The sequence below is a fragment of the Roseibium sp. genome, from assembly GCF_965233565.1.
In the GTDB taxonomy this organism is placed as follows: domain Bacteria; phylum Pseudomonadota; class Alphaproteobacteria; order Rhizobiales; family Stappiaceae; genus Roseibium.
This window is the reverse complement of the sequence record NZ_OZ247494.1, coordinates 5,274,430-5,299,478: the sequence shown is the minus strand read 5'-3', so window position 1 is coordinate 5,299,478 and position 25,049 is coordinate 5,274,430. Positions and strand designations below refer to the sequence as shown.

Sequence of the window (25,049 nt, the reverse complement as noted above, 5' to 3'; positions counted from 1 at the left end):
GGAACTCTGCGGAGCGTACAGCGTGCCCAATGCCCGCAGGCTGGTCAAACTGCTTTTCAAAAGTCCGGTTCCACAGGCCGCCTTTGGGAGAGCCGGTTACCGGTACTTGGCGTGAATGGCTTCATAGGCACCGTCGCGCCGCATCTCGGCGAGAACATCATTGAAAGCCTCAGCCAGTTTCTCGACACCTGGATAGGCTTTCGAAAAGCAGAAATGAAAGCTCTCCTGATCAAGTGGAATGAAGTCGAATTCCTCGGAGAGACCGTTCTTCTTGATCAGGTATTCGGTGGTTTCCCGGCTGCCATAGAGATAATCGAATCGCCGCGCCAGCAACATGTTCAATCCGTTCAACGTGTTGGGCACTTCGACCGGGTTCGCTCCAATATCCCGCAGGTCGCGTAAACTCTCGTATCCCGCCATGGAGGCCACAGGTTGGCCAATGACATCGGCGACGTCGCGAATGTCCGGACCGGCGTGTCCCCTGCGTTTGAAAAAGGCATCGGTATAGGTGCTGATCGGGTCGGAAAACAGGATGAAACGTTCCCGCTCCGCATTCCTGGCACAGGTCAGAATGCCTGCAGTAGTGCCGGTTTCAGCTTCATTCAATGCCCGTTTCCAGGGCAGAAAGCGGATGGTCGGCGCATAGCCCATGCGCGTGAACGCCTCCACCGCGACCTCATAGTCAAAACCGCGCAGACCGTTTTCTTCCTGTTGCATTTCATATGGAGGATAGTTCTCCGTCACGATATCGATCGGTACCTGTGCGGCACCGGGACCAATACCCGTAGTCATGCCCCAAATTCCGATCACGATCGCAAATGCTGTTACCGATTTCATAACCCGCCGTCTAATGGTCAAACCGCCAGCCAGTTAAGGCATGGTCACGTTAAAAAACCACTCGCCAAAGGTAGAAACGGACAGGATGCTCCAGAAAACACGCCATATGGGCGCAAGTGTCAAATTGCTGGACGGGACACCTGTTCGATGGGCTTCGCGCACAGGTTGCCGGCAGTTCAATGCCTTTCCCCCCTTCCCGGAACCTGAGCTTCGGTTGCAATCGCTTCGGTCCGGAACCACCTTTAGGCAATCATTTTCGGACACATCCTTTCCATGACACCTACTTCTCCAAAAATCCTGATTGCGTCGCTTGGTACACGGGGCGACGTTCAGCCTTATGTGGCTCTGGCCAAGGAACTTGTCGCGCGCGGGGCCGACGTCGTTCTCACCACAGGTGAAGGCTTTGACGACATGATTGCGGCGGCGGGAGCGACATCGCGTCAGGTGCCGATCAACATTCAAAAACTCCTGCAGGACAAGGAAATACAAGAGGCACTGTTTACCTTGAAAGGGAAATTCAGGGCAGCGCGTCAGAACTTTGATCTGCAAAAGAGAATAGTCGATTGCTTCTGGAATATCGGACTGCAGGAACGGCCGGATCTGATCCTGTTCAATCTCAAGGCCACGGTCATGACCCTTGTGGGACGCAGGCTGAATGTGCCGGCGTTGCCTACCGCTTTGCAACCGGTGTCCGTCCCAACCGGAGAATTTCCGCTCGCCCTTTTTGGCCTGCCGAACCTTGGCCGCACGCTCAATCTGATGAGTTACCGTGCAGGCCGCACCCTGATGAAAGTAGGACTTGCACCGCTATTTAAGTCGATAAGGCACGAGGCCAGTCCGGAACTGTCTCAGCCTGGATCGCATTTGGACGGATACATGCCAAAGGATGGCGCAATCCCGTCCCTGCAGGCCTATTCGCGCGCGATTGTGCCACCACCTGATGACTGGCCCGCAGAAGCCTGGACCTGCGGCTACTGGTTCACCGAGCCGGATGCGGGCTATAAGCCTCCGGAACCACTGGCCCGGTTTCTGACAGACGGTCCCTCCCCGCTCTATCTCGGCTTCGGGTCCATGCCCAGCAAGGACCCTGCAGGGCTGACGGCAGCCGTTCTCGCAGCACTTCGTCTGACCGGACAACGGGCCATCCTTGCCAGCGGCTGGGGCGGTCTAACGACAGGCGAGCTGCCAGACGACATGTCCGAGCGCGTGTTTCTACTGGAAAAGGCCCCGCACAGCTGGCTGTTTCCAAAATGCAGTGCAATTGTCCATCACGGCGGCGCCGGCACCACTCACGAAGCGGTCCGCTGGGGCAAGCCGTCCCTCATCTGTCCGGTCTTCGGCGATCAGCCGTTCTGGGGCCAGCAGATCCACAAGATCGGCGCCGGCCCTGCCCCGATCCGGCAGAAAAAGATAACACCGGAGCTGCTTGCAGCAGCCCTCAAATCCCTGAAACAGTCCGACTACCGGGCAGGCGCCGAACGGGCGGCCTCGATCATGGGAACCGAACCTGGAGCGTCAGGAACGGCCGACCGATTGATGTCCCTGGTTTCAAAACAGACGGTTGGCTGAAAAGCATCCATTTCAATCGAGCTCAAACGCATTCCTGATCGCCGGGGTCAGAAACTGCATCAGGGCGCGCACGCGTTCCACCTTCCGAAGATCAGGATGTGTCAGGAGCCAGACCTGGTTGGCGGGGACATCGCCCAGCACAAGAACGCGTTGCACGGATTGCGACGCGACATCGGCGGGCAAAAGCGCCAGTCCCAGCCCCTGCGCTGCAAATGCTGCCATGGCCATGAGGTCATCGCAGCGACAAACCACCCTGGTTCGATACTCCCGGTCAATCATGGCAAAGCCGTCGCGCCTTGCCAGTGATCCCGTTGCACCGATCAGGTCGTGCTGACCGAGATCGGCCAGGTGCAAGGGGCGCCCTTTGCGTTCCAGGTAGTTTGCGCTGACATAAAACCCCCACGGGATGTCTGCCAGTTTCCGGCCGATCAGATGATCAGGCGGTGAATTGGTGACACGCAGAGCGACCTCCGCCGCCCTCTGGCTCATGTTGAGTTCCTCGTTGGAGGTCAACAATTCCACCGAGATGTCTTGATAGTCCTTTCGGAACCCTTCCAGGAGGCCGGGCAGGTAGCGGCAGGAGAAGCTTGCCGGCGCAGTCAGACGGATACGGCCTTTCAACTGCCTGTCAACGCCCGTGCTACTACGTTCGATATCCTCAAAGGCCGCCGCAACGGTTTGTGCGTGCCCCAGGATCTCTGCACCCGCCTCCGTCAGGCTGTAGCGTCCTTGCACCTTGTCGAACAATCGTGCGCCGAGGTCGGCTTCAAAGGCCTTCATGTGACGAAAGGCAGTTGCGTGACTGATGCCGAGCCGCTCGGCGGCCCGGGCCAGGCTGCCGGTTTCCGAAACGGCGTGGAAAGTGCGTAGATAATTCCAATCCATGAATTTTCACTTTTGCAAATTTGCACGCCAGTTTTGACTATTCCTTTCAGTTCTGCAAGTCGCTAATTCCCTGTTGCCGGCACCACACTGCAACCAGCCAGGAACAGAACATGATCGGATACACCTCACTTGGAACCAACGACCTCAAGGCGTCCGCCGCATTTTACGACGCGCTTCTGGAGGGACTGAACGCCCGCAGGATCATGGAATTTGACGACTTCATCGTCTGGGGCACCGATGATCAGTCGCCCGCCTTTTCCGTGCACCTTCCCTTTGACGGGTTGCCGGCAACGGTCGGCAATGGCGTCATGGTCGCCCTGTCGGCCCGCGACAGGGCCCAGGTGGACTCAGTTTACCAGAAGGCGATGTCCCTCGGTGCCACAGACGAGGGCACGCCGGGACAGCGGGCGGAGAACGGCTTTTACGCCGCCTATTTCCGCGATCCGGACGGCAACAAGCTGAATGTGCATCACATGGGCTGACCCATCAGGCCATTCGGCAGGGTGATCGGCGATACCGATCACCCTTTTCTTTTCGGTGCAGGCCTGACACAAATTGGTATCAGCCAGTGATGGAGGCCCGGCCCTTGTTTCCTGCCCGCTATACCGTTTTTGTTCTTTGCCTTGCGCTAACCTTCCTGTTTTTCGTGTTGATGTTCGCGGTGAGCATCCATTTCTTCTGGCCGTTCCTGGTCTGTGCCGTTTTGTCGGCCATTGGCTATATCGACACCCACCAGACGCGTCACTCGGTTCTGCGCAACTATCCGGTTGCCGGACATTTCCGCTTCCTGTTTGAAGCGATCCGGCCGGAACTGCGCCAGTATTTCTTTGAGAGCAACCAGGATGGGCGCCCGTTTTCCCGCGAGCGCCGCTCGATGGTTTACGACCGCGCGAAGAATATCGAGGACGTGCTGCCCTTTGGCACCGAGCTCGACGTCTACGATGGCTCCTACGGCTGGGTGAACCACTCCATCTGTCCGCAGCCGCATTCCGAAGGCGACATGCGCGTGACGATCGGCGGACCCGATTGCAAGCACCCCTATTCGGCATCGCTTTACAACATCTCCGCCATGAGTTTCGGATCGCTGTCCGGAAACGCGATCCTGGCGCTCAACAAGGGCGCTAAGGCGGGAGGCTTCTATCACGACACGGGGGAAGGCAGTGTCTCACGCTATCACCGGGAAGGCGGTGGCGACCTCGTCTGGGAGCTGGGCAGCGGCTATTTCGGCTGCCGGGCGGAGGACGGCACATTCGATGCGGAGAAGTTTCAGAAACTGGCAGCAGATCCCCAGATCAAGATGATCGAAATCAAGATGAGCCAGGGTGCCAAACCCGGCCATGGTGGTGTGCTGCCAGGACCGAAAGTGACGGAGGAAATCGCCGAGGCCCGCGGCATCCCGATCGGCAAGGACTGCATCTCTCCGTCGTCTCACTCCGCCTTTTCAACACCGCTGGAACTGCTCGACTTCATTGCCGAACTGCGTAGGCTTTCCGGCGGCAAACCGGTCGGCTTCAAGCTCTGCATCGGCCACCGCTGGGAGTTTATGGCCATCGTCAAGGCAATGCTGAAGACAGGCATCAAGCCGGATTTCATCGTCGTCGACGGCGCGGAGGGCGGCACCGGGGCAGCCCCGGTCGAGTTCGCCAACCGGCTCGGCACGCCACTGCGCCAGGGCCTGACCTTCGTGCACAATTGCCTGGTCGGCACGGGCCTGCGCGACGACATCCGGATCGGTGCCAGCGGCAAGCTGATCAGCGCCTTTGATATTGCCGGCGTCATGGCGCTTGGCGCCGACTGGGTCAATTCGGCCCGCGGCTTCATGTTCGCCGTCGGCTGTATCCAGTCGCAGAGCTGCCACACCAACAAGTGCCCGACCGGCGTTGCAACCCAGGACCCGCTGCGCCAGAAGGCACTGGATGTTCCGGACAAGTCCCAGCGTGTCGCCAACTTCCACCGCAACACCATCAAGGCGCTGAAAGATTTCACGGCTGCCGCCGGCTTCGACCATCCGAAGGATTTCAAGCCGGAACACTTCTATCTGCGCGAGGGCTTACGCGAGATCCTGCCGGCCAGCGCAGCCCTGCCCTGGCTCAAGAAAAATGCGCTCCTGACCGATGACCATGACATACCAGGCTATTCTACCTATTGGGCGATGGCGGAAGCGGAAAGCTTCCAGGCGTCCAAGTCCGTCGAAGCGGCCAGGGCACTACAGCATCACAAGGGGCATCACTAGGGGCATCACTGGGCCCCGCTTTGCCCGGTATGGCAGCTGAGGCAGCTCAACTGCCGATGGCAACGTCTTCAAACACGATCGTCTGCCCGTCGATGTTGAATTGCATCGACTTGTAGCCGGCATTCGTCGGCAGTGGATCGAAGAGATGGAAACGCACCACCTGAGGTCTTTCTTTCTTGAGGTAAGCTCTCGTGTGGTGGTGATGTACCTCGTCGCTCGCCAGGAGCGAAAAAGAGGTAAATCTCCTGACCGTGTTGCGTTGGGACCGGGCGAAGGTCTTGTCTTTCGAAATGACAACCTGCCGCGCTGAACGGCCCAGATTGGTCAGCCTCAGGTCACAAAACACCTTCTTCTTTCGAGCCGTGCAATGCTGAAGATCCACAGTGATATCACCAGCTGTCTTTTTCTGACGGACGGGCCCGGCTCCGCTTCGTTTAGCCGAGGCAGAAGTCTTCACGATTTGCCGACCTGGCGCCTCGGGTTCGCCGATTTTCAGATCCTCAAAAGCGAACGTTCTGCCATCAATGTTGAATTGAACGGTCTTGAAGACGGCAACGTCGGCGGAAACCCCATAGAACTGAAATTGAACCGGTAGAGGCATGTTGCTGCTGAAAAAAGCCGTTGATCTGAAACGCTTCCTGTCACCAAGCACACCGATCTGAAATGACGAAACACGATAGGTCGCCTGGTCATAGCCGGAAGCGAAACTATCCTTGTTATGGATCACGATTTTCCGATTGTCATCACTCTGTGTCGAGACGACGAGATCGCAGAAAACGATCTGCTTGTCCCTCCAGCATTTTTCAATGTCTACCTCGGTGTGGCTCGCCTTCCGGGCCTGAGCACCTTGCATCCGTGTCGCCTTGCGGTCCGACCCGCCTTCGTCTTTTGGGGTCGAGCCGATCACCTTGCCGTCTGGCCGGACACGGAGTGTGTCCACCTTTTTGGGCGCCACACCGGACAAATTGGTGAAAGGGGCCTTTTGCGTGGCCTTTGCGGCCTCGGTTTCCTCATCTGACCGTTTTTGAGGATCAGGCGGTGACCATTTTTCGGTATAAGCCGGCGCCGGTGGGATCGAACGTTCAAGGCGGCTTTCAAGTGCGGCGATCCGTTCGGTAAGCACAGCGTTTTGTTCGCCGAGATCACTCACTCTCAGATAGAAGAAATAGAACAGGAGACCGAACAGGACAAAGACCAAAAGGACAAGAAGAACCGCGATTTCCGTCAATCCCTTGTCCCTGGTTCCCCCACCACTCCAGTTGTTGTCATAGCTCATTCTTGTTTTCACTGTTCTGCCAGGAAAGTGTCGTGAAACATCGGTGCCGAGGTTGTTCTTCGGCAAGACCGGCCCGGCGCAAGCCGGGCCGGAACGTCACGTGTTCCCCATCCGTCAATCCGCAGCGAAGTTCTCGCCGGGATCTGCCTTGGGCGCCTTGACCGGAACAGCCGCTCTGGGAGTAGGAGCAACAACTTCCTCCGCCGCCGGAGCTTCCTCGTCCGTTGCAGAAGGCGCCGTACCAAGCCCGGCCGTCAGACCCGACAGGCCCGAGCCGTCCAGGCCGACTTCCTTCATCATCGCGTCCAGGAGCGGAGCCTGAGAGCGATATTTCAGGGCCGAAGAGACCATCTGGTCGGCGAGATTACCGCCGGATCCGTTGGTCGTCGCGCCGTTGGAAGCACCGCTCGCACCACCGGTCATGCCATCGACCTGAATGATCTTGATGCCGTCGATCTGCTCCATCGGCTTGACGCTTTCAGCAATGATCTCAGGCAGTTGCTCCAGAAGCTTGATACGCACCTGCATGGCGATCTGATCCGCGGACAGCAGGTTGGCGGCTTCGTTGATCGCACGCTGACCGGCCGCTTCCACTTCGTAGACAGCCTGCTGAGCGGCCGCCCGCAGCTTGTCGGCTTCAGAAGCACCTTCCGCCTCGATGCGCAGCTTGGAGGCCTCGGCCTCGGCTGCGGTGCGAACCGCTTCGGCCTGATCGACGGCAGCCTGTTTCTGGGCTTCCGCACCGACCGTAATCGCGACAGCTTCCATTTCCGCTGCCTTGCGCGCCTCGATCAGCTCGATCTGCTTGTCGCGCTCGGCCACTTCCGTGTCACGGGCCGTGACAACCTGCTCGGCAGCACGGGCGGCAATCGCGCGGGCTTCGTCGGCCTCCGCCTCAGCCTCGGACTTCTCGCGGGATTTGGCAGCAACGGCGATGTCACGGTCTTGCTCGGCCAGCTCGATCAGCTTCAGCTTCTCGACATTGGCGGCCTCGACGCTACGCTCCTTGGCGATTTCGCGCTCCCGCACCTGCTGGTCCATGGCGATCTGACGCTCTGTAACAGCCTGGTCGGACTCAATGCCCGCATGACGCACTTTCTGGTGGGCCATGATCTTGGCTTCTTCCGCCTCACGCTCGCGCTCAGCCTGCTGCTTTGCAATGAGCGAGGTCTGTTCGGCCCGGCGAATTTCCACCTCGCGCTGCTGTTCCAGCTTGGCGAATTCTTCGTCCCGGCTGATCTGCAGACTTTCCTGCTGTGCTTCAAGATTTTTTCGACGGATCAGGACCTCGGTTTCCTGTTCGATGTCGTTGCGCTTCTTGCGACGCTCCTCGATCGCCTGGGTCAATTTGGTCAGACCTTCCGCGTCAAAGGCGTTTTCCGGATTGAAATACTCGCGGTTGGTCTGATCGAGACCGGTCAGCGAAACGGATTCCAGTTCCAGACCGTTCTTCAGAATGTCTTCGGAGACGGCCGCCTGCACCTTCTGGACGAAGTTCACGCGCTGCTCGTGCAGCTCTTCCATGGCCATTTCAGCGGCCACGGCCCTGAGCGCATCGACGAACTTGCCTTCCACCAGCTCCCGCAGGGCTTCCGGTTTCATGGTGCGCTGGCCGAGGGTCTGGGCCGCATTGGCAATCGACTCGATGGTCGGCTGCACACGGACATAGAACTCGGCAAGAACATCCACACGCATGCGGTCCTTGGTAATGAGGGCCTGCTCGTTGGAACGGCGGACCTCCAGGCGCAGCGTGTTCATGTTGACCGGGATGATGTCATGCAGCACCGGCAAGACCAGCGTGCCGCCATTCATGACGACCCGCTGACCGCCGAAACCGGTCCGCACAAACGAGACTTCCTTGGATGACCGGCGATACAGCCGGGAAATGATCAGACCTATGGCGAGAAGGGCGATAAAGCCCACGCCGACGAGTATGACTATGCCAACAATCTGGTCCATAACCATGCACTCCTTACTGCTTGTTTTTGAAAAGTTCTGGTGTCCGGCACCGGCCGTCAGCCGGCGCCGGACAGAGTTTCATTCGTGTTCCTGATCGCGGTGTAGGTGGCTCCGAGCTGACGCACGACGATGATCTCCGTGCCTTGCTCAAGCACCTCGTCGTCTATATCCGGCTCCACCTGCAGATAGTGGCTTTGACCCGTCGGATCGCGCAGGCGCGCCTGGGCAGGAAGCCCCTTGCGGGCATTGCCCTGGACGATCAGCGCCGGACGCCCGACAAAGGTTGCCCTGGAAACCGCGTCACTCTCGTCCCTGGGCATGATTTTCGACAGGCCCAGGGCGGTGGTTCTGGTGAAGGGCAATGCGCCTGCAAAGGCGACACCGGACGCCACGAAACCCGGCAACAACCAGCCGGTTGTCGATTGCACCAGGCTCTGCACGATGTAACCGGCAAGGCCGAACCCCGTCAGGAACAGGACGAAGATGATCAGCGCCGGCACGCGACCGAAGCAGAGCCATCCAAGCACCCGACCGAACAGGCCGGGACCGGCGACATTGGTGTCCGCGCTGGCGCCGACCGCTTCCAGGTCCGCGGGAAGCGCCCCGCCGGAGATGTCAGCGTCGAAATCCGGTGCATCCACATCCGGCACATCCACGTCCGGCAGATCGACTTCCGGCAACAGGCTGTCGATCAGGCTCGACAGCCCCAGCCCCATCAACGTGCCGACACCTTCCGCCAGCGCGATTGCGATCATCAGTCCGAGCGCAACCGCAAAGGGCGTGTTCTGGTCCGCTAAGATGAAATCAATCATGCTCAGCCATCTCTCGCTGCAGCCTTCAGGGCAGCGAGGCGTTCGGACACGCGGTTCTGCCGTGCCAGTTCATCCAGCTCCGCCAGTTTGCCGGCACTGGCCATATCCGCAGCCTGACCGCTCGGCAGGCCGGTCGCGTTTTTCATGACCCGGTCGAAGGTTTCCTCCGCCTTGCGGGTCTTGCGTTCGACGCTGTTCTTCGGCGCCGCCGAACCGGTGCTTGCGGCATCGGCGACCGTTTGCTGCTGGGATCGGCGATAATTGTCCAGCTCCGCCTCCATTTCCCGCTTACGGGCCAGGAGTGCATCGACATACCCCTCCAGCTCCTTCTCTTCCCGGCTGGCCTCCGACACGGCTGTTTCAAGCACAGGGATCTGGCTTTCCAGATCCAGCTGTCGGGCAATCGCCGCTTCGGCCAGATCATCCCGGCCTTCCTTGACGGCGAGCGCCACCTGCCCCTGCAGTTCCTCGTGACGGGTTGTGGTGTCACCCAGCCTGGTATTGGCCAGATGCTTGTTGGCCAGCACAGATGCCAGTTCGTCGCGCACCTGGTCGATGGCGCGGTCAACCTCCCGGATCGCTTCCGCCATGACGGTTTCGGGAGACGCATTTTCAATGGAATCCACAAGTTGATTGACACCACCGGATACAAGACGGGTCACCCGTGTAACAAGACCTTCAGACATGATTTTCTCCCTTTCCGTTAAGCGTTGCATGTTCAATTCCCGCCAGGCCCGGGCATCCCTGTCGAGGCATCCGCACCCGGCTCCTTAAATGGGACCTGAGCAATCCACAGGCTGAGACAGCGGCTCGTCCTGCAGGCGGCGGACACTGAAATTTCCGCCTTCACTCAGGTCCCGGACTGGCGTCTTTGGTCCAAGATCCGGGCGATTTCCAGGATAGGCTTCAGCCTTCTGTCCATCAGTTCCGGGTCGTAGGTCCGGCTTGGAGACGTCAGTCCAAGATCAAAAATTTCCTCAATCAGCGAGAACAGTTCCGCAGACAGATCCGCTTCGAACCGCCTCAACTCCTTTTCATCTCCGGTCGGTCCGGGTGCTGAAGCAATCAGCTCCGCGAACATTTCCGGCAACCTCTCATACAGTTTGATGACAAGGTCTGACCTGATCCCGGCTTCCCGCTGCAATTGCCGCAGCCCCTTCTCAGCCGGCCGCGCCATCGAACGGAGCAGATCCTCGCAGGACGATACGTCCTGGATACCCTCTTCCCGCTCGCGGGCCGCCTTCAGAATCTCCCGGAGCTTGTCGCTTGGTGTGCGCGCTCCCTGAACCTCGTAGCTTGCCAGGAAGGCGACATCATCGTCGCTGAGCCTGACACTGATCGGAATGCTCTTCGGCATTGGCCCTACCAATTTGTCATCGTTTGTATCGATACGTTTACATATGTATTCATTTGTTACGAATTGTCAATGTTTTTCAATCAGGAATTCAGCCCAAACACACCTCAACCCAGAGACGCGCTACGTCACTTTCAAATGTTTTTTGAGATTTCGGCGGGTTTTCGGCCGCAGACTGACTGCTTTGGCCCCTGTCTGCCGCCGCTATTGCCTGATGCCGGGGCTCAGACTTTCTTGCTCAGGTCCAACGCAAATTGCCCGGCTTCGTGGGAACGGACCAGGGCGTGGCGGACGAGATCGTCGAAGTGACCGGCGAAAAGCTGGACATGCCGGGTGTTGGAAAACGCAAGATAGCGCTGCCCAAGATAGAGCGCCGCCCATTTCTGGCCGAAGACCGTAAACGGAGCTGAAAACCGGTCTGTTGCACCGAACAGATGCAGGCGTAACGATGGGTAAAGCTCGTTCAGCGTATGCCCCATGACGTCCAGCTGCTGGCGGCGCGCTGCCTCCGTCAACCCGGCCCAGAGCCCCTCGCCGCGCGCAAAGCCTTCCAGCGCTTCCTTGGAGAGTGCTATTTCCATGTCGGATTCCGCCCGGTGCAGCAGCGCGCGCTGGTCGCGCGTTCCTGTAATCGCCTGATCCGCCGTGCGCAAAGTTTCGCCGGCATATTCATAAGCCAGAACGGATTCTGTCTTGAGAACGTCCGGCAGATTGGCCGGGACATGGCGGATCTTGGCGCCAACCGCATCGCGGAACCAGGCAAGCAGATGCTCATCCACCGGGTGGCGCTCGGTCTCCGCCACCTGCACCGCCTGATCGAGTATTTCCGCTGCGGCTCCCCTGTGTGTCGACAGGCCAAGAAGCCAGTCCGAGGACACGCTCAATGCCGTTGCAATTGCGGCAAGTGCCTGACCGTTGGGCAGGCGCGGCGCGTCTTCCGACAGAAGCTGAGAGACCGTGGAGCGGTCCAGATTGGCCCCACGCGCCAGATCGCTGCGATTCATGTCCCGGCTGCGCAAGGCATCGGACAGACGTTCGCGGAACAGATCAGCACGGTCTCTTTTATCCATGCGGGAGTATTGTCATCTACGTTTCGGAAAATCAACAGCGCGCCCGGGTGCTTACCCGGCACCATCCACGCCTATCTCACCAGGACGGCAAAGCTCTCAATGGAGTGACATTGCTTCGGCATGACCGGCCATACTCTAGGCCATTGGTCAGGCAGCTGCACGAGCATTTTCCGTCGGAGACAAATGCTGCCGCTGCTGACAGGGCTACCTTCCTCACAAGCTGAAGATTGCCAGGCCGGCCCATGCCGAAGCATTGACACGGACCGGCCCCTGCCCGACCCTTTGCGCGGGAGGACGTCATGACGGATCAGAACAAGGGCGACCGGGCAACCGACGGGATGGTTGATTACAACGCCAATTCGACGGCCCAGCAGCAAAACGCGCTGCGAAACGCAGGTGTTATTTCCGACCTAGCCGCACGAGTTGCCAAAACTACCGAAACACTCACGTTTGCCGACTTCGGCTGCGGTCCGGGACAAAGCACCATTGAGACCGTTCGGCCGGCACTGGACATCTGGCGGCAACGCGTTCCCGAAAAGTCGATTGCAGTCTGCCATGCCGACCAGCCCGGAAATGACTGGAATGCCCTGATTGGTCTGATCCAGGGAGACAGCGGCTATGCAAACGACGCAAATGCTCCGCTGGTCATGACTTCGGTCGGTTCCTTTTATGAGCGCATGATGCCGGTGGGCAGCGTTTCGCTGGCAACCTGTTTTTTTGCCAGCCACTGGCTCAACGGACCCGTCCAGCTCACGGCACCGGACACGCTCTGGTTCGCCGATCTGACCGGAGCTGCCAGGGGCGCCATGTGGACGCGCGCCCGGTCCGACTGGGCCCTGTTCCTGCGTCAGCGCGCCAAAGAGCTGCAACCGGGCGGTTACCTTTATGTCTCGGCGCTTGGTGCCATTCCCGAAACGGATGAGATCAATGGCACAGCAGCGGCTGGCCGTACGCTCTATCGAACCATGCAGGAGGTGACCGCCGGCATGGTCGATGATGGCCTGCTGGACAGGCAGGTCGCCGACAGGTTCGTGTTCGGGCTCTGGTTCCTGACGGCCCGGGAGGCCCGGGAGAGCATCGAGGCTGATCCGGAGCTTTCGCAGCTTTACGAGATCGACACGGTGGAGGTCATCACGGTCGCTCCCGGCGACATCTTTGCCGGATCTGCAGCGGATCCGCAGGACTATGCCCGCCGTTACACGGGCTACACCCGCGCCTTTGCCGCTTCGACACTGCGCACGCACCTGTTTGCCCCTTCAGCGGGAGAGACCATGAGCGCGGACCGGCTCGAGCAGATGTTTTTCGATCGCTACGAAGCCATTTACCGGGAGCGGACAAGCGCCCTGGCGCTGGAACAATGGCTGCTGGAGGTCATCTTGCGCCGAAAGTAGGCCCCGTCCTATTCCGCGGCGCTGAGCGCCAGAAAGCCGCCTGACTGACGCTCCCAGAGCGTTGCGTAGAGCCCGCCCTGTTGCAGCAGTTCCCGGTGGCTGCCTTCCTCGACGATCCTGCCCTTGTCCATGACGACAAGACGGTCCATGGCCGCGATGGTCGACAGTCTGTGCGCGACCGCCAGTGTTGTGCGCCCTTCCATCATGCGTGCAAGGTTCTGCTGAATGGCCAGCTCCGCTTCGCTGTCGAGCGCAGATGTGGCTTCGTCCAGGATCAGGATCGGCGCGTCTTTCAACAGAACCCTTGCAATGGTAATGCGCTGGCGCTGCCCACCGGAGAGCTTTACGCCCCTGTCGCCGACATGGGCATCCAGGCCTTCGCGATCCTTGCTGTCCTTCTGCGCTTCGATGAAGTCCAGGGCTTCGGCGGCCCGCGCGATCTCGCGGATGTCCTCGTCCGAAGCCTCCGGTCTGCCATAGCGGATGTTGTCACGGATGGAGCGGTTCAACAGGGAGATGTCCTGAGTGACCACGCCGATGCGGCTGCGCAGCGAGGCCTGGGTCACGCCGCGCACATCCTGGCCGTCAATCGAGATGCTGCCTGACGTCACATCGCGCAGGCGCATCAGCAGGGAAATCACGGTCGACTTGCCGGCACCCGACAGGCCGACCAGCCCGACACGCTCCCCGGCTTCGATCTTGAGGTTGAAATCTTCCAGTACCGGCTCGCGGTCACGCTGATAGGCGAAGGCAACCTTGTCAAAGCGGATTTCCCCGCCTTTGACTTCCAGCTCGGCCGCGCCGTCGCGGTCGGTGATTTCCGGCCGGCTGGTCATGATCGGCATCGCGTCCCGGATCGTGCCGAGCGTGCTGGTGATCGACTGACCAACGCCGATGAAGCTGGAAGAAGCTCCTGACAGGGAGCGGGTGACCGTCAGACCGGCAACAAAGTCGCCGAGGGTCACAAAGCCCGACAGCATGCCCCAGAAGCCGATCACTGTGACTGACAGCAACAGCAGCACATTGAGGAAATAGACCGCGCTGTCGGTCAGGATGTAGGAGCGATTTTCGCTGTGGCGCGTGTCGATGGTTTCGCCAAGCACCCTGCGGATCGCACCGGCTTCGGAATCTTCAGCAGCGAACAGTTTGACCATGGCGATGTTGGAATAGACATCGGTCATGGCGCCGGTTGCCCGGGAATTGGCGGCAGCGACCTTTGCAGAACGCTGCATATACGCCGGAATTGCGGCCCAGGCGACCAGGCAATTGGCCAGGATCCAGAAGAAAACCGGAACCGCCAACGGCCAGGCCAGGGCAAGCAACAACATGAACGACCCGCCGAACTGGATCGTCAGGAACGGTATCGTGCCGATTGCCAGCATCAGCTGCCGATGCACGGACATCGTCATCTGGGCGATCCGGGAGGCGACCTGACCGGCGAACGTGTCTTCGAAAAATGCCAGATCCTGGCTTTCCACCGCCTTGTGCGCCTGCCAGCGCATCGCGGCAGGCAGCAGGATACGCACGGTCTGGGCGCCAAAGGTCTCACGCAGCAGGAAGACCAGCGGATCGACAATCACGAACAGGATGAAAAAGACGCCCAGAAGCCAGGCATATTCTTCCAGAAACGGCCGAACGCCTTCGCTGGTCAGACCGTCGACAACAAAGGCAATGGCCCAGATCGCAGCCAGCCCCAGGCTGGATGCAAGCATGCCAAGAACAGAGACAATCGCCAGCTGCCAGCGGAACAGCTTGGCGAAGTGCCAGACAAGATGCAGTGGCCCCTTGTCCGGCAAGGGTGTAATCGGCAGATCCAGCGGCTTGATCTGCGTCTCGAACGGCCGGAAATAGGCCTCCAACAGCCGCTTCAGAGCCGGCGCAACTGGTGACACGATTGGTGGTCCTTTTGGAAGCGCCGATCAGGCGCGAGATTCAATCCTGTAGACGCAGCGGCGATCGCCGGAAAGCTGATGCTCTGTCCGTTCAACCTGAATGTCAGGACCCAGAACGTCCTTGAAAAGCTTCAGCTCGGACCGGCAAAAACCCTGGCAGGCGGTCGCGGCCGCGCAGATTGAGCAATGATTCTCGATGAGCAGGTAACCGTCACCGTCTCTGGCCACCTCGGCCATGTAACCTTCCTGTGTGCGCAGCCGGGCCAGTGCGTCCAGCTTGCCGGGAAGGTCCGCTGCGGTCGCAACAGCCTCCGCGTAGGTTTTCCGGCTTTCGGCTTCCCTGTGGGCGATCAGCTTTTCAAGACCGTCTTCCCCGAAAATCTCGCTCATGCCATTGAGCAGACCCAGCACCAGGTTCGAATGACTGTCCGGAAACTGCTGATGGCCGGCGGATGTCAGCGCCCAGACCCGCTTGGGCCGGCCCACCGATCCTTTCAAATCTTCAAAATCGACCAACTCATCCTGATGCAGGCCATCAAGATGCTGGCGAACGGCAACCGTCGTCACCTTCAGCCCGGTCGCAAGATCTGCAGCCGTCTGTGGTCCGGACGATTTCAGCGCGTTCAGGAGACGTGTTCTCGTTCGATCTGCCATAGGCCTCTATATAGCGCATTTGGCCGATAAAAAAATAGTCAGCTTTTCTTATTGTGAGCCAATTACCCGGTCCTGCGACAAAACCCTGACGCCTTTACGTAAACTTGTTAGGGTAAACGGACCCGGCTGGCGGCAATCAGGTCAAATCGGGATAGGCTGGAGTAATTTTGCACCATTTGGTCGCAGCTTGAACATTCTTCGGTGTTCATTCGTGTATCAATTGTTTTCTGCCCAAGCCGTTCCAATGGCTACTTGAGGATCAACAAAGGTAAAAATCGTGACCTCCGCGTAATCGGAAGTTTAGCCAAACAAACTGGAAGTTATATCTCAAACAAATATTTACGTTCGCACTGATACAAGGGATTATTGCGGAGGGAAGAATGGAAAAAATCCGGGCTTTCATAAGATGGATGATGATTGATCCCAGTCGTCCAGATATTGCGCAGGCTCAGTACAATGAGCTGAAAACCCAGATCCCGTCCCTTTACGCCTTGCTGATGGTCAACGCCGTTGCCGTCTCCTATACCCATTTCGACGCGGCCCCACGTTATCTGACCGTGGGCATCCTGGCGCCGATCCTGGTTTTGACCACGGTTCGTCTCGCAGCCTGGATCCGCGCACGCAACGTGGTGCTGGGACCGGATGAAGCGATCCGAAAGATGCGCCAGACCGTCGTGCTCGGCAGCATCGTCGCCGTCATCTACATTGCCTGGTCTCTCAGTCTCGACAGTTTCGGCGGCCCTTCAGAACGCGGCCATGTTGCCCTGTTCATCGCCATCACGGTGATCGGCTGCATCTTCTGCCTGATGCATCTGCCCCAGGCGGCCCTGATGGTCATGTTCATCGTGACCGTGCCTTACCTGGTGCACTATCTCAGCCAGAACGAGGACGTCTACAACGCCATCGCACTGAACATCTTCCTGGTCTGCCTGGTCATTCTTCAGGTGCTCTTCAACGGTTACAATGGTTTCTGCAAACTGATTCAGTCCCAGTCGGACCTGGCAGCAAAACAACGCGAAACCGAGAGGCTGAATGCGGAAAATGCCCGCCTTGCCCAGACCGACGCCCTGACGGATCTGCCCAATCGACGTTATTTCTTCAACAGGCTGGAAGCGCTGATTGACGAGGTTAGGGAAACTGACAAGGTGTTCGCGGTCGGGGTTGTTGACCTCGACCGTTTCAAACCGATCAACGATACCTATGGGCATCAGCTCGGCGACCAGCTCCTGACCGAAGTCGGCAACCGGCTGAAATCCCTCGGACTTACCCAAATTGAGATCTGCCGCCTTGGGGGAGACGAGTTCGGATTTCTCTATCTCGGCAATCTGGAAGACGCGGCAGCAACCGGCCAGACGATCTGCGACGTGATTTGCGAACCCTACCGGATCGGCGATCTTCAAGTCTCGGTCGGAGCGTCCTGCGGCATTGCCTTTTATCCGGAGGCCGGCACGTCAGCACACGTGCTGTTCGACCGGTCCGACTACGCGCTTTACAATTCAAAGACCACGTCCCGCGGCAGCACCACGGTCTATTCGTCCGAACATGAAGCCCGCATCCGGTCCGAACGTGCCATTGAAAGCGCGCTGCAGATCGCCGATCTCCGAAAGGAGTTTCAGGTCCACTTTCAGCCGATCGTTGCCCTGCCCGAACGTATCGCCATCGGCTTTGAAGCCCTTGCCCGATGGGACAGCCCGAGCCTTGGCAAAGTGCCGCCGGACAAGTTCATTGCGATCGCCGAAAGAACTGGCCAAATCCATCGCCTGACCGTCTGTTTGTTCGAGAAGGCGGTCGAGCAGATCCAGTCCCTGCCCGGGGAACTCAGCCTGGCTTTCAACCTCTCGGCTCACGACATTACCTCGCGGGAAACCGTTTCGGAGCTTCTGGACATTATCCGCCGGCGGGAAATGGATCCGCGCCGTATCACTTTTGAAATCACCGAAACCTCGGTCATCGGCAGCTACGAGATTGCCGAAAGCTGCCTGTTGATGCTGCGCGCCGCAGGCGTGAAACTGGCGCTCGACGACTTTGGAACCGGTTACTCCAGCCTTGGATATCTGCACCGTCTGCCCATCGACTGTGTCAAGATCGACCGCAGTTTTGTCGCCGGGATCAAGGACCCTGTCGCATGTGGCGTCGTGCATTCCATCTTGAACCTGTGCCGGTCGATGCAGATCACCTGCGTCGTGGAGGGGGTGGAGGAAAGCCATCAGTGCGAATTGCTGGAGGCAATGCATTGCCGCCTTGTCCAAGGCTATCATTTTGCCCGTCCGCAGGCTTTTGACGACATTCGGGAGGCTGCCACCTCAAGCGGCGTTGTCCATGGACTGCCGCTTGCAGGCACCGAAGCAGCCGAAAACCAGATGCGCAGCCGAGCCTAGCGGTCCGCCATGACCGGGGGAACCAAACGGCAGAAAGAGATGCGCAAGGCGTTGCGTTTGCTTCTTCCCAGAGTTCCCATGCGCGATGCCGAGGCCATCCTCGCCGCCGCCCTTGCCGGGCACCTGCGCCATCTGCCACCTTCCATAGCCCTTTGGCAGGCCACGACAAGTCATGTCCGGCACGAACGCACCGACTACGACACATTGCTGGAGGATGGCTACGACCGGGATGCCGCCCGATTTTTCGTTCTCGAAGACATGAACTCGGTGCTACAGGACTGGGGCTGCAACAAGCAGGTCTCGGACGCACCGGACGGCTGATCTTCACGACTTGCCTGGCCGCAGCCAATGCCTTTTGCTCAGGGACGCCTGGCCACAAGGTCGATCTCCACCAGGGCGTCCACCGCAAGTCCTGACACACCGACACAGGTACGCCCCGGCAACTTGCCGACGTCAAAATAGGACCGATAGGTTTCGTTCATTGCCTGGTAGTCGCGCTTGAATTCGGTCAGGTAGACTCGGACAAATGTGACATTTTCCAGACCAAGTCCGAGCCCATCCAATACAAGTTTGAGATTGTCCATTACCCGGACCGTCTGGGCTTCTATTCCATCCGGTAGGGGCGCTTCGGGATCATCCGGCAGGGTCGGCATCTGGCCTGTCACAAAGACCCAGCCGTCGATTTCAACAGCGTGGGAAAAAGGCGCAACAGGTTGGGGTGCCTGGTCAATCATGTGGTGGATCGGCAGCATCACTGTCTCCTTGGGGAACTCTGGCTGCCGACCAGCTTATCGCCTCACGGGCGCGGGTAAATCCATTGTTCTGGAATATGCGCCTCGACGGCCTCGCCTTTTTTGACGGTTCCGGGTTTCTCGATGTAACCGACCAGCCCGCGCAGCCGCCTGGCCTTTTGCGGGAACAGGAGATCGAGCCCCTCGCGGCCCGGATTATGCGCGGCGATAGCGGCACCGGCAAAACGGCAAGGGGCGTTGTCTCCATCCACCCGAATGACCGTTCCGCCTTCAAACACCAGCCGGGTGCGCGGTGGCACAAGGCTCAGACTGGCAATGCCTGACACGGCGATGTTGCCCCCGATCCATTCCGGTTTCAGCTCAGGAAGGTCCATGCGTGCCGCGATCTCTGCAAGTTCTTCCAGCGAGAGAATGGAGATCTGCCGTTCGTTGCACATTTCGGTGCCGCGGGGATACCAGGGTTCGCGTCCGCCGGACAGACGTGTGAAGCCGGCGTGACGGTCGCCTTCGATGCCCTGGAAGCCGAGGTCCAGCTTTTCCAGGGCTGCGGTCTGAAAGTCCTCCGGAGAAGGTGTGTGATAGACGCCTTCCACCACGCCGCCGACCTTGAATTTCCGCGTGATTTCTAGAGTGTCTTGGAAAAGCGCGGGTTGATCCACTTGTTTGAACTCCTGTTATTTCTCACGAACAAACCTAGCCGCCCGAAGGCTGCCGGACCATCGAAACTGTTTGATGAGTTCATTGATGACGTGAATGCCTCAGCCATGAGTTGAAAAAGACGGGAATAAGTGAGCTCTCTGGTCAAATTTGCGAACTTGCTGCCGAGGTCCAGGTGTTCTCTGCTCAGTAATGAACTTTCAACAGGCAGCTGTAATACTGATGAAACCTTGGTCAACCAATGTGTCAGGCAAGCCCTTCATGACTGTCGTCGCTATGCCCCGTCGCCTTTCGCCCTTCCTGGCTATGCTCTTTGTCGGCATGTTGTTCCTGCTGCCGAAATCCTGGGCCGATGAAGTCGTGCTGCTGCAGGACAATTCCTACCCGCCCTACATGTCGGTCACGAAGGACCAGCCCGACGGTCTTTATGCGGCGATCATACAGGAAGCCAAGCGGCGTATCGGGAACAAGGACCTGGTTCTGCGCGCCGTCCCCTGGACACGTGCCACCGTGCTGGTTGAAAGCGGCAAGGCCCAGGCGCTCGTCGGCAGCTACTACAAGCCGCAGGACCGCCCCTGGATCCGGCACTGGTCGGAGCCGCTCTACCAGGAAGAGGTCAGCGTCTTTTGCAGGCAAGGTGTCGCCAAGGCCGGCTGGATCTATCCGGACGATTTCAAGGGTCTGCTCTTCGGAAACGTTGCCGGCTACAAGGCGCCTGGACCACGTTTCTTCGAGATGGTCGACCAGGGCAGTATCATGCTTGAGGAAGCCCAGACGACGGAGCAGAACCTCTCCAAACTGGTCCTGGGACGGATCGACTGTTACGTGGTCGAACGGCTGGCAACCGAGATCCTGATCAAGCGCGAGAACTACAAGAACGTCGAGATTGTCGCAACGGCCTCCATCGAACCCGCCTATATCGGCTGGACCGACAAGTGGACCGGCCCGGAAGCCGATGCCCTGATCGAGGCGATGGACAAGGCCCTCACCGCGATGAAGGCCGATGGTACGATCGACGGCATCGTTGCCAGCTACACCGGATCTTCCTAAGTCCGCGCACAACGCTGTTTCAGAACTTGTGCCAATACTGGTCCGGGATCGCCCGCTGGCGCTCGGTCATGAGAGGATTGTCGATGTCGAAAGTCAGGCGGTCCTTCGGATTGGCCTGGTCGATCACCGTGCGGATCATCGGGTGGGACATGAAGTTTTCCATGAAGGCACCCGTTTCATAGGCACGCTTCAGACCGGTTTCCAGAAGACGTGCAAGGTCCTCATTGTCTTTCCGGACATAAAACAGGTAGTCGAAACGGTATCGGACCATGAGGTGCTGATCGACAACCAGATTGCTGTGTTCCGGCTTGCGGATATCGATTTCGACATAAGCTTCGTGGATGCCCCTGTTGAACGTATTGATCCGCTCTTTCGCCAGCATCCTCCAGAGATTTTCGTAACGGGATCGCTGAACCGTAAACCCTGCTGCCTCGAAGATGCGCGTGTCCGGCCAGCCGTTGCCTGATCCCACCACTGCAAAGCGTTTAAACGCGTCGAGATCCTTGATTGTAGCCAGATCGTCGCTGAACCTGTCTGTGGTGATGAAGATCCTGTGCCCCAGGAGCCCTCGAGACAGGGGAATATCGATCTGGCGAAATCTGGCTTCGCGTTCCTCAGAAAAACCGCTGAAAAAGAGATTAAACCGGGCCCGGCCGCTCTCAAGTTCCAGAAAGGCCCGTTCCTGCGGCATGGTCAGCGGCGTGATCACCAGCTCTGTTTGCCGCCCGCTATGTGCAAGCGCCAGCTTGAGCACGGAGATCTCATAGGCAAAGACCTGCTCTCCAGCACCGAGCAAACCGAGATGAACACTGACTTTGTCTTCTGAAGAGGCCGGTTGAAACGCCAGACACATGAAAAACAGAAAACTCAAAGCGAGCGCACGTCGCATGGGCGTCTGCTCCTCCCTGCTCGACCCTACGGCATTAAATACCAATACCGGATTGGTATTAAGGGATTTCTGACGGGAGGCTTTACGACTTTTGTCAAACGGCATCGGTGGGCGGTGTCACCGAACCGAACCACTTCCGGAAAGCAAAACCCCGCACCATTGGTGCGGGGCCTGCGCTTCAGGCTCGTTTTTACTGCAGCTTGACGGTGCAGACCATCTGGGTGTGCTGGGAGTTGATCCAGCAATTGGGCGGCAGAGGGCCGGTCGGGATCGGATAGTAGTAATAGACCGGTTGCTTGCTGGCATTGGCGATCGCCGCACCCGTTGCAACGCCCGCTGCATAGGCGCCCGGATGGTAATAGGGGCCATAGGGCGGATACGGCGGATAGTAAGGGTGATAGGGCGGATAATAGGGATGATACGGATGGTGCCAGGCGCGGCAACGCGGATCCTGGGGGGCGTGATAACAATAGGGGCCGTAGGGTTCAAACCCGACCTGGCCCGACCTGGCCGACGTTGCGCCGGTCTGATGCGGATGCTGATGCTGATGATGAGGCCGGGCGCTGCGATCAATGAAAAGCGCGATGCCCTTGGCGCTGTCTGGAAGCTCTCCGCGCAGAAGCTTGACGCCATAGACCACAGATGAACCTTCGGTCTTGGCCGACGTCAGCTCGACCAGCGCCGGCGCCTTGTCCGTTGCTCCCAGAAGGCTCACAACCGCATTCGGAGGATCCCCGGCAAACCCGTCGGGAGCGCCCCAGAACTCCGCGAAGTCCGCATTCGAGATCTGGCCCCCCACGCGGTAGGGACGGTCACTGAAAAAGAGCACACCCGTGTTTGCGTCCGTCAGGGTGAGCGTGCTGCCGTCATAGGTCATCGCTCCGGCCTGCTGGACAAAATCATAAGTCGGCGGTGGCGTCGGGTCCGCGTTGACCGGTTGAACCTCCTGGGCTTGCGCCGGCGCGAGCGCGAGACAGCCGACAAGGCCTGCTGCAAGGGTTAAACTGCGGGAAAATCTCAATTGCGTCATGCTGAATATCCTCCTGTCGGGCGAGGCCGATGCGCACTTATTGCATGTCTGCGCGGAGCCGATTGTGACATAGAACACAATCTGCGGTTCAAATTGCAGCCGGATGAAGGCGCCAGGATGAAATCTTGGTAAGGCGCTGCCCCTCCTCCCGTCGGCTTTCAACTCTCGTGAAGAGCCCCGGAAATGGGCGGTGTCAGGTCGGACGCGGTCTTCAAAAGGCCGTCCTGACGCAATCCGTCGAGACAGCGAACGATCTTGCGGGCGTGATAGAGCATGGCGACCCAATTGGTCATCAGCTTCGGTCCGGCAGCCTCGGCGTCCGGCATGGCTGCCAGCCAGTCGTCGGCCAGTCCCGGCACGGCCTGCTTGTCGCGCCCCTCCAGAACGGCAGCGATCTCACTGTTCACCCGGTCATCCATTCGAGCCACGAGCGATGCGATCGCTGTCTCCCTGGTGCCGGTCGCGGCCTTCATCACCACGGCCCGTGCCTGGCGGTACAAGATGACATAGTGACCAAGAACGATGACCAGAACATCCAGGTCGCTGGTGGTCTCGGAATAGGAAGACCAGGGCGCGACCTCGGCCCGGTAAGATCTTGCTGTCTTGATCAGGTTGCTCGCGCTCTGGCGCAGATCGGCAAAGTCCTGCTGGTCGTTCATAACCGTGGCACCCCTGTCCTGCAGCGCTGCCGCGCAGGCCGACAGATAGGCCCTGGTCAGAGTGGAGATGGTTTCCCCCGTGCGATTGGGGAACAGGATCCAGGCAACACTGAGCCCGACGCCCGCGCCTATGACCGTGTCCCAAAGGCGCACCCAGAGAGCCCCAATTGGGAGACCGACGATCGCATGCAGACCCGCCACGACCATGAAGCTGATGAAGCCTGCTGCAATGGCGTAGTTGCGATCCATGAAAACGACGATGGCCGGTATCGACAGAATGATCAGCGCCAGACGGAGTTCAGGCAGTCCTGACAGCAGCGGATCGACCAGCATGGCAACCCCGACACCCACAGCCGTTCCGCCAACGCGTTGCACCGTTTTCTGAACGGTGGTGCCCAGACTGTTGCACAGGATCACAACGACGGTCAGCGTTACCCAATAGGCGTGACTGAGTTCGAAATACCAGCCGATTGCCAATCCAAGCGACGCGGCCACACCACCCTGGAGCGCAAGCCGCCAGTCCAGCAGACGAAACCAGGCCGGTCCGGTACCAGGCGGCGCCTGCTTTTCAGCCTCCAGCACCGGATCACCTCGTTCTGCGAGCAGCCAGAGCCGCTTGAACGATTGTGCGATCCTTAGGATCTGAAACTGGTCCTGGGTCTCAAGGCCAGCATCCGGCTCCGCCCATTTCAGGTCAAGGTCACGGGTCTCAGACGCCTGTCCCGTTCGCAGCTTGCCGGAAACCTTGCCAAGATCTGCCGAAAACCCCGCATCAGTGCGCAGTCTGCCGCGCGCGTCTTCGGACAGATGTCCCGTGGCATCACGAACCACCTCAAGGGCAAGCTCCATCATCGTTGCCGTTTCGGTAGAAAGGCCACGCGCTACCGGAGCCGGGCCGATCAGGGCAACACAAAGCTGCAACTCCATGCGCAATCGCGCCAATTCGCGAACGGGAACATTTACATGCGGCGTTTGGCCGGAAAGGTCAGCTGCGACCTCCTCGAGATGGTCGGCAAGCGCTTGCCGGTTGGTCGCTTCGACCCAGAGATAGGTGCCTTCGCTGGACGGACGCCACAAGCCGATCCGGACCACAAACGCCACTACTGAACCGAGCACGGCGAGAACCGGCAGCCAAATTCCGGGTGAGACCGGCTGGCTGGTGAGGATGACAAACAGCCAGAAGATGGAGATCGCGCGGCCTGTCCGTTGCCAGAAGCCCCCCAGTCCGTCGAGAGCAAACCCGATAGCAATCACCCCGACCCAGGCCATTTGCAGAACCATCATGGCCACCGTGCCGGCAAGCCAACCAATCAGCGCACCGACGCCAAACAGGACGGTCACCACCATCCCCATGCGAAGAATGCCTGCCATTTCCTCCTGCCGGGTGGAAACCGGGGTGAAGACGAGGCAGTGGCTGCCCGCCGCAGCTGTCAGCACGGCCATGGTAAAGGCGGGCACCTTGTCCAGAAACAGCGCCAGTCCGTTGGCAAGAGCCACGCAGAGCAACACGGTCACCATCAGGTGAAGTCCGCGGACCAACCTCAACCCGCCGGGGTCATATCGCATCAGCCATGTCAGGAAATCGGAAACTTGATGACGCATCGAAAAACCGGAACCGCATTCTCCAAATCGGTGATTGGGCAACTGGTTGGTCAGAATGGCAGGTCCCGGCAACGAAAGCCATCCAGACCGTTTATTCCCT

At 59.1% G+C, this 25,049-nt stretch carries 22 protein-coding genes; 7 read left to right on the top strand and 15 right to left on the bottom strand.

All coding sequences use genetic code 11. The features are described 5' to 3' along the window. Nucleotides 1–96: 96 nt before the first annotated feature. The gene (locus ACO6TG_RS24120; protein WP_422375527.1) at nt 97–792 is read right to left on the bottom strand and encodes a substrate-binding periplasmic protein; all 696 of its coding nucleotides are present in this window, start codon (nt 790–792) and stop codon (nt 97–99) included. A gap of 318 nt (nt 793–1,110) precedes the next feature. On the opposite strand from ACO6TG_RS24120, the gene ACO6TG_RS24115 reads away from it, so the two are divergent. Then, nucleotides 1,111–2,406: a glycosyltransferase gene (locus ACO6TG_RS24115; RefSeq protein WP_422375526.1), complete on the top strand. Its 1,296-nt coding sequence runs from the start codon at nt 1,111–1,113 to the stop codon at nt 2,404–2,406. A gap of 12 nt (nt 2,407–2,418) precedes the next feature. Here ACO6TG_RS24115 and ACO6TG_RS24110 read toward each other — a convergent pair whose 3' ends face one another. Then, entirely contained in the window at nt 2,419–3,291 is an 873-nt protein-coding gene (locus tag ACO6TG_RS24110; protein WP_422375525.1) for a LysR family transcriptional regulator, read from the bottom strand. A gap of 110 nt (nt 3,292–3,401) precedes the next feature. Between ACO6TG_RS24110 and ACO6TG_RS24105 the strand changes: the two genes are divergently transcribed. After that, complete coding sequence (locus ACO6TG_RS24105) at nt 3,402–3,773, top strand: VOC family protein (RefSeq protein WP_422375524.1); 372 nt, start codon at nt 3,402–3,404, stop codon at nt 3,771–3,773. A gap of 89 nt (nt 3,774–3,862) precedes the next feature. Next, on the top strand, nt 3,863–5,524 hold the full coding sequence (locus tag ACO6TG_RS24100) for an FMN-binding glutamate synthase family protein (RefSeq protein ID WP_422378944.1): 1,662 nt from the start codon (nt 3,863–3,865) through the stop codon (nt 5,522–5,524). Between the two features lie 46 nt (nt 5,525–5,570). Here the strand turns inward: ACO6TG_RS24100 and ACO6TG_RS24095 are convergent, their stop codons facing one another. The 6 genes from ACO6TG_RS24095 to ACO6TG_RS24070 all read right to left on the bottom strand — a co-directional run bounded on the left by ACO6TG_RS24095 (nt 5,571) and on the right by ACO6TG_RS24070 (nt 11,995). Next, nucleotides 5,571–6,800 (bottom strand): hypothetical protein, encoded by a 1,230-nt coding sequence (locus ACO6TG_RS24095; protein ID WP_422375523.1) that lies wholly within the window; start codon nt 6,798–6,800, stop codon nt 5,571–5,573. A 114-nt stretch (nt 6,801–6,914) separates the two neighbouring features. Continuing rightward, nucleotides 6,915–8,759 carry a flotillin family protein gene (locus tag ACO6TG_RS24090; RefSeq protein ID WP_422375522.1) on the bottom strand — a complete coding sequence of 615 codons (1,845 nt, stop codon included), beginning with the start codon at nt 8,757–8,759 and terminating at the stop codon, nt 6,915–6,917. Between the two features lie 56 nt (nt 8,760–8,815). Next, nucleotides 8,816–9,571 carry a YqiJ family protein gene (locus ACO6TG_RS24085; protein ID WP_422375521.1) on the bottom strand — a complete coding sequence of 252 codons (756 nt, stop codon included), beginning with the start codon at nt 9,569–9,571 and terminating at the stop codon, nt 8,816–8,818. A gap of 2 nt (nt 9,572–9,573) precedes the next feature. Next, complete coding sequence (locus ACO6TG_RS24080; protein ID WP_422375520.1) at nt 9,574–10,257, bottom strand: PspA/IM30 family protein; 684 nt, start codon at nt 10,255–10,257, stop codon at nt 9,574–9,576. 164 nt (nt 10,258–10,421) lie between these two features. Continuing rightward, on the bottom strand, nt 10,422–10,928 hold the full coding sequence (locus ACO6TG_RS24075; RefSeq protein ID WP_422375519.1) for a hypothetical protein: 507 nt from the start codon (nt 10,926–10,928) through the stop codon (nt 10,422–10,424). 221 nt (nt 10,929–11,149) lie between these two features. Then, complete coding sequence (locus tag ACO6TG_RS24070) at nt 11,150–11,995, bottom strand: helix-turn-helix domain-containing protein (protein WP_422375518.1); 846 nt, start codon at nt 11,993–11,995, stop codon at nt 11,150–11,152. Nucleotides 11,996–12,294: 299 nt separating this feature from the next. Between ACO6TG_RS24070 and ACO6TG_RS24065 the strand changes: the two genes are divergently transcribed. Next, entirely contained in the window at nt 12,295–13,386 is a 1,092-nt protein-coding gene (locus tag ACO6TG_RS24065; RefSeq protein ID WP_422375517.1) for a hypothetical protein, read from the top strand. 8 nt (nt 13,387–13,394) lie between these two features. On the opposite strand, the gene ACO6TG_RS24060 is transcribed toward ACO6TG_RS24065, so the two are convergent. Next, a complete protein-coding gene (locus ACO6TG_RS24060; protein ID WP_422375516.1) occupies nt 13,395–15,278 on the bottom strand; it encodes an ABC transporter ATP-binding protein in 1,884 nt (627 codons plus the stop codon). A gap of 27 nt (nt 15,279–15,305) precedes the next feature. Further along, complete coding sequence (locus ACO6TG_RS24055; protein ID WP_422375515.1) at nt 15,306–15,932, bottom strand: helix-turn-helix transcriptional regulator; 627 nt, start codon at nt 15,930–15,932, stop codon at nt 15,306–15,308. Nucleotides 15,933–16,312: 380 nt separating this feature from the next. On the opposite strand from ACO6TG_RS24055, the gene ACO6TG_RS24050 reads away from it, so the two are divergent. Together ACO6TG_RS24050 and ACO6TG_RS24045 are read left to right on the top strand one after the other, a co-directional pair. Continuing rightward, nucleotides 16,313–18,310, top strand: coding sequence for a putative bifunctional diguanylate cyclase/phosphodiesterase (locus ACO6TG_RS24050; RefSeq protein ID WP_422375514.1), 1,998 nt, complete (start codon nt 16,313–16,315; stop codon nt 18,308–18,310). Nucleotides 18,311–18,319: 9 nt separating this feature from the next. Next, nucleotides 18,320–18,631 (top strand): DUF2293 domain-containing protein, encoded by a 312-nt coding sequence (locus ACO6TG_RS24045; RefSeq protein WP_422375513.1) that lies wholly within the window; start codon nt 18,320–18,322, stop codon nt 18,629–18,631. A gap of 38 nt (nt 18,632–18,669) precedes the next feature. Here ACO6TG_RS24045 and ACO6TG_RS24040 read toward each other — a convergent pair whose 3' ends face one another. Next, a complete protein-coding gene (locus ACO6TG_RS24040; RefSeq protein ID WP_422375512.1) occupies nt 18,670–19,062 on the bottom strand; it encodes a RidA family protein in 393 nt (130 codons plus the stop codon). A 44-nt stretch (nt 19,063–19,106) separates the two neighbouring features. Beyond that, nucleotides 19,107–19,721 (bottom strand): MOSC domain-containing protein, encoded by a 615-nt coding sequence (locus ACO6TG_RS24035; RefSeq protein ID WP_422375511.1) that lies wholly within the window; start codon nt 19,719–19,721, stop codon nt 19,107–19,109. Between the two features lie 259 nt (nt 19,722–19,980). Here ACO6TG_RS24035 and ACO6TG_RS24030 point away from each other — a divergent pair, with 259 nt between their 5' ends. After that, complete coding sequence (locus ACO6TG_RS24030; protein WP_422375510.1) at nt 19,981–20,769, top strand: substrate-binding periplasmic protein; 789 nt, start codon at nt 19,981–19,983, stop codon at nt 20,767–20,769. A gap of 19 nt (nt 20,770–20,788) precedes the next feature. Here the strand turns inward: ACO6TG_RS24030 and ACO6TG_RS24025 are convergent, their stop codons facing one another. The 3 genes from ACO6TG_RS24025 to ACO6TG_RS24015 all read right to left on the bottom strand — a co-directional run bounded on the left by ACO6TG_RS24025 (nt 20,789) and on the right by ACO6TG_RS24015 (nt 24,949). Then, nucleotides 20,789–21,658, bottom strand: coding sequence for a hypothetical protein (locus tag ACO6TG_RS24025; RefSeq protein WP_422375509.1), 870 nt, complete (start codon nt 21,656–21,658; stop codon nt 20,789–20,791). A gap of 190 nt (nt 21,659–21,848) precedes the next feature. Next, nucleotides 21,849–22,688, bottom strand: a complete 840-nt coding sequence (locus ACO6TG_RS24020; protein WP_422375508.1) for a hypothetical protein — start codon at nt 22,686–22,688, stop codon at nt 21,849–21,851. A gap of 158 nt (nt 22,689–22,846) precedes the next feature. After that, nucleotides 22,847–24,949 carry an FUSC family protein gene (locus ACO6TG_RS24015; protein WP_422375507.1) on the bottom strand — a complete coding sequence of 701 codons (2,103 nt, stop codon included), beginning with the start codon at nt 24,947–24,949 and terminating at the stop codon, nt 22,847–22,849. Between the last annotated feature and the right edge of the window lie 100 nt (nt 24,950–25,049).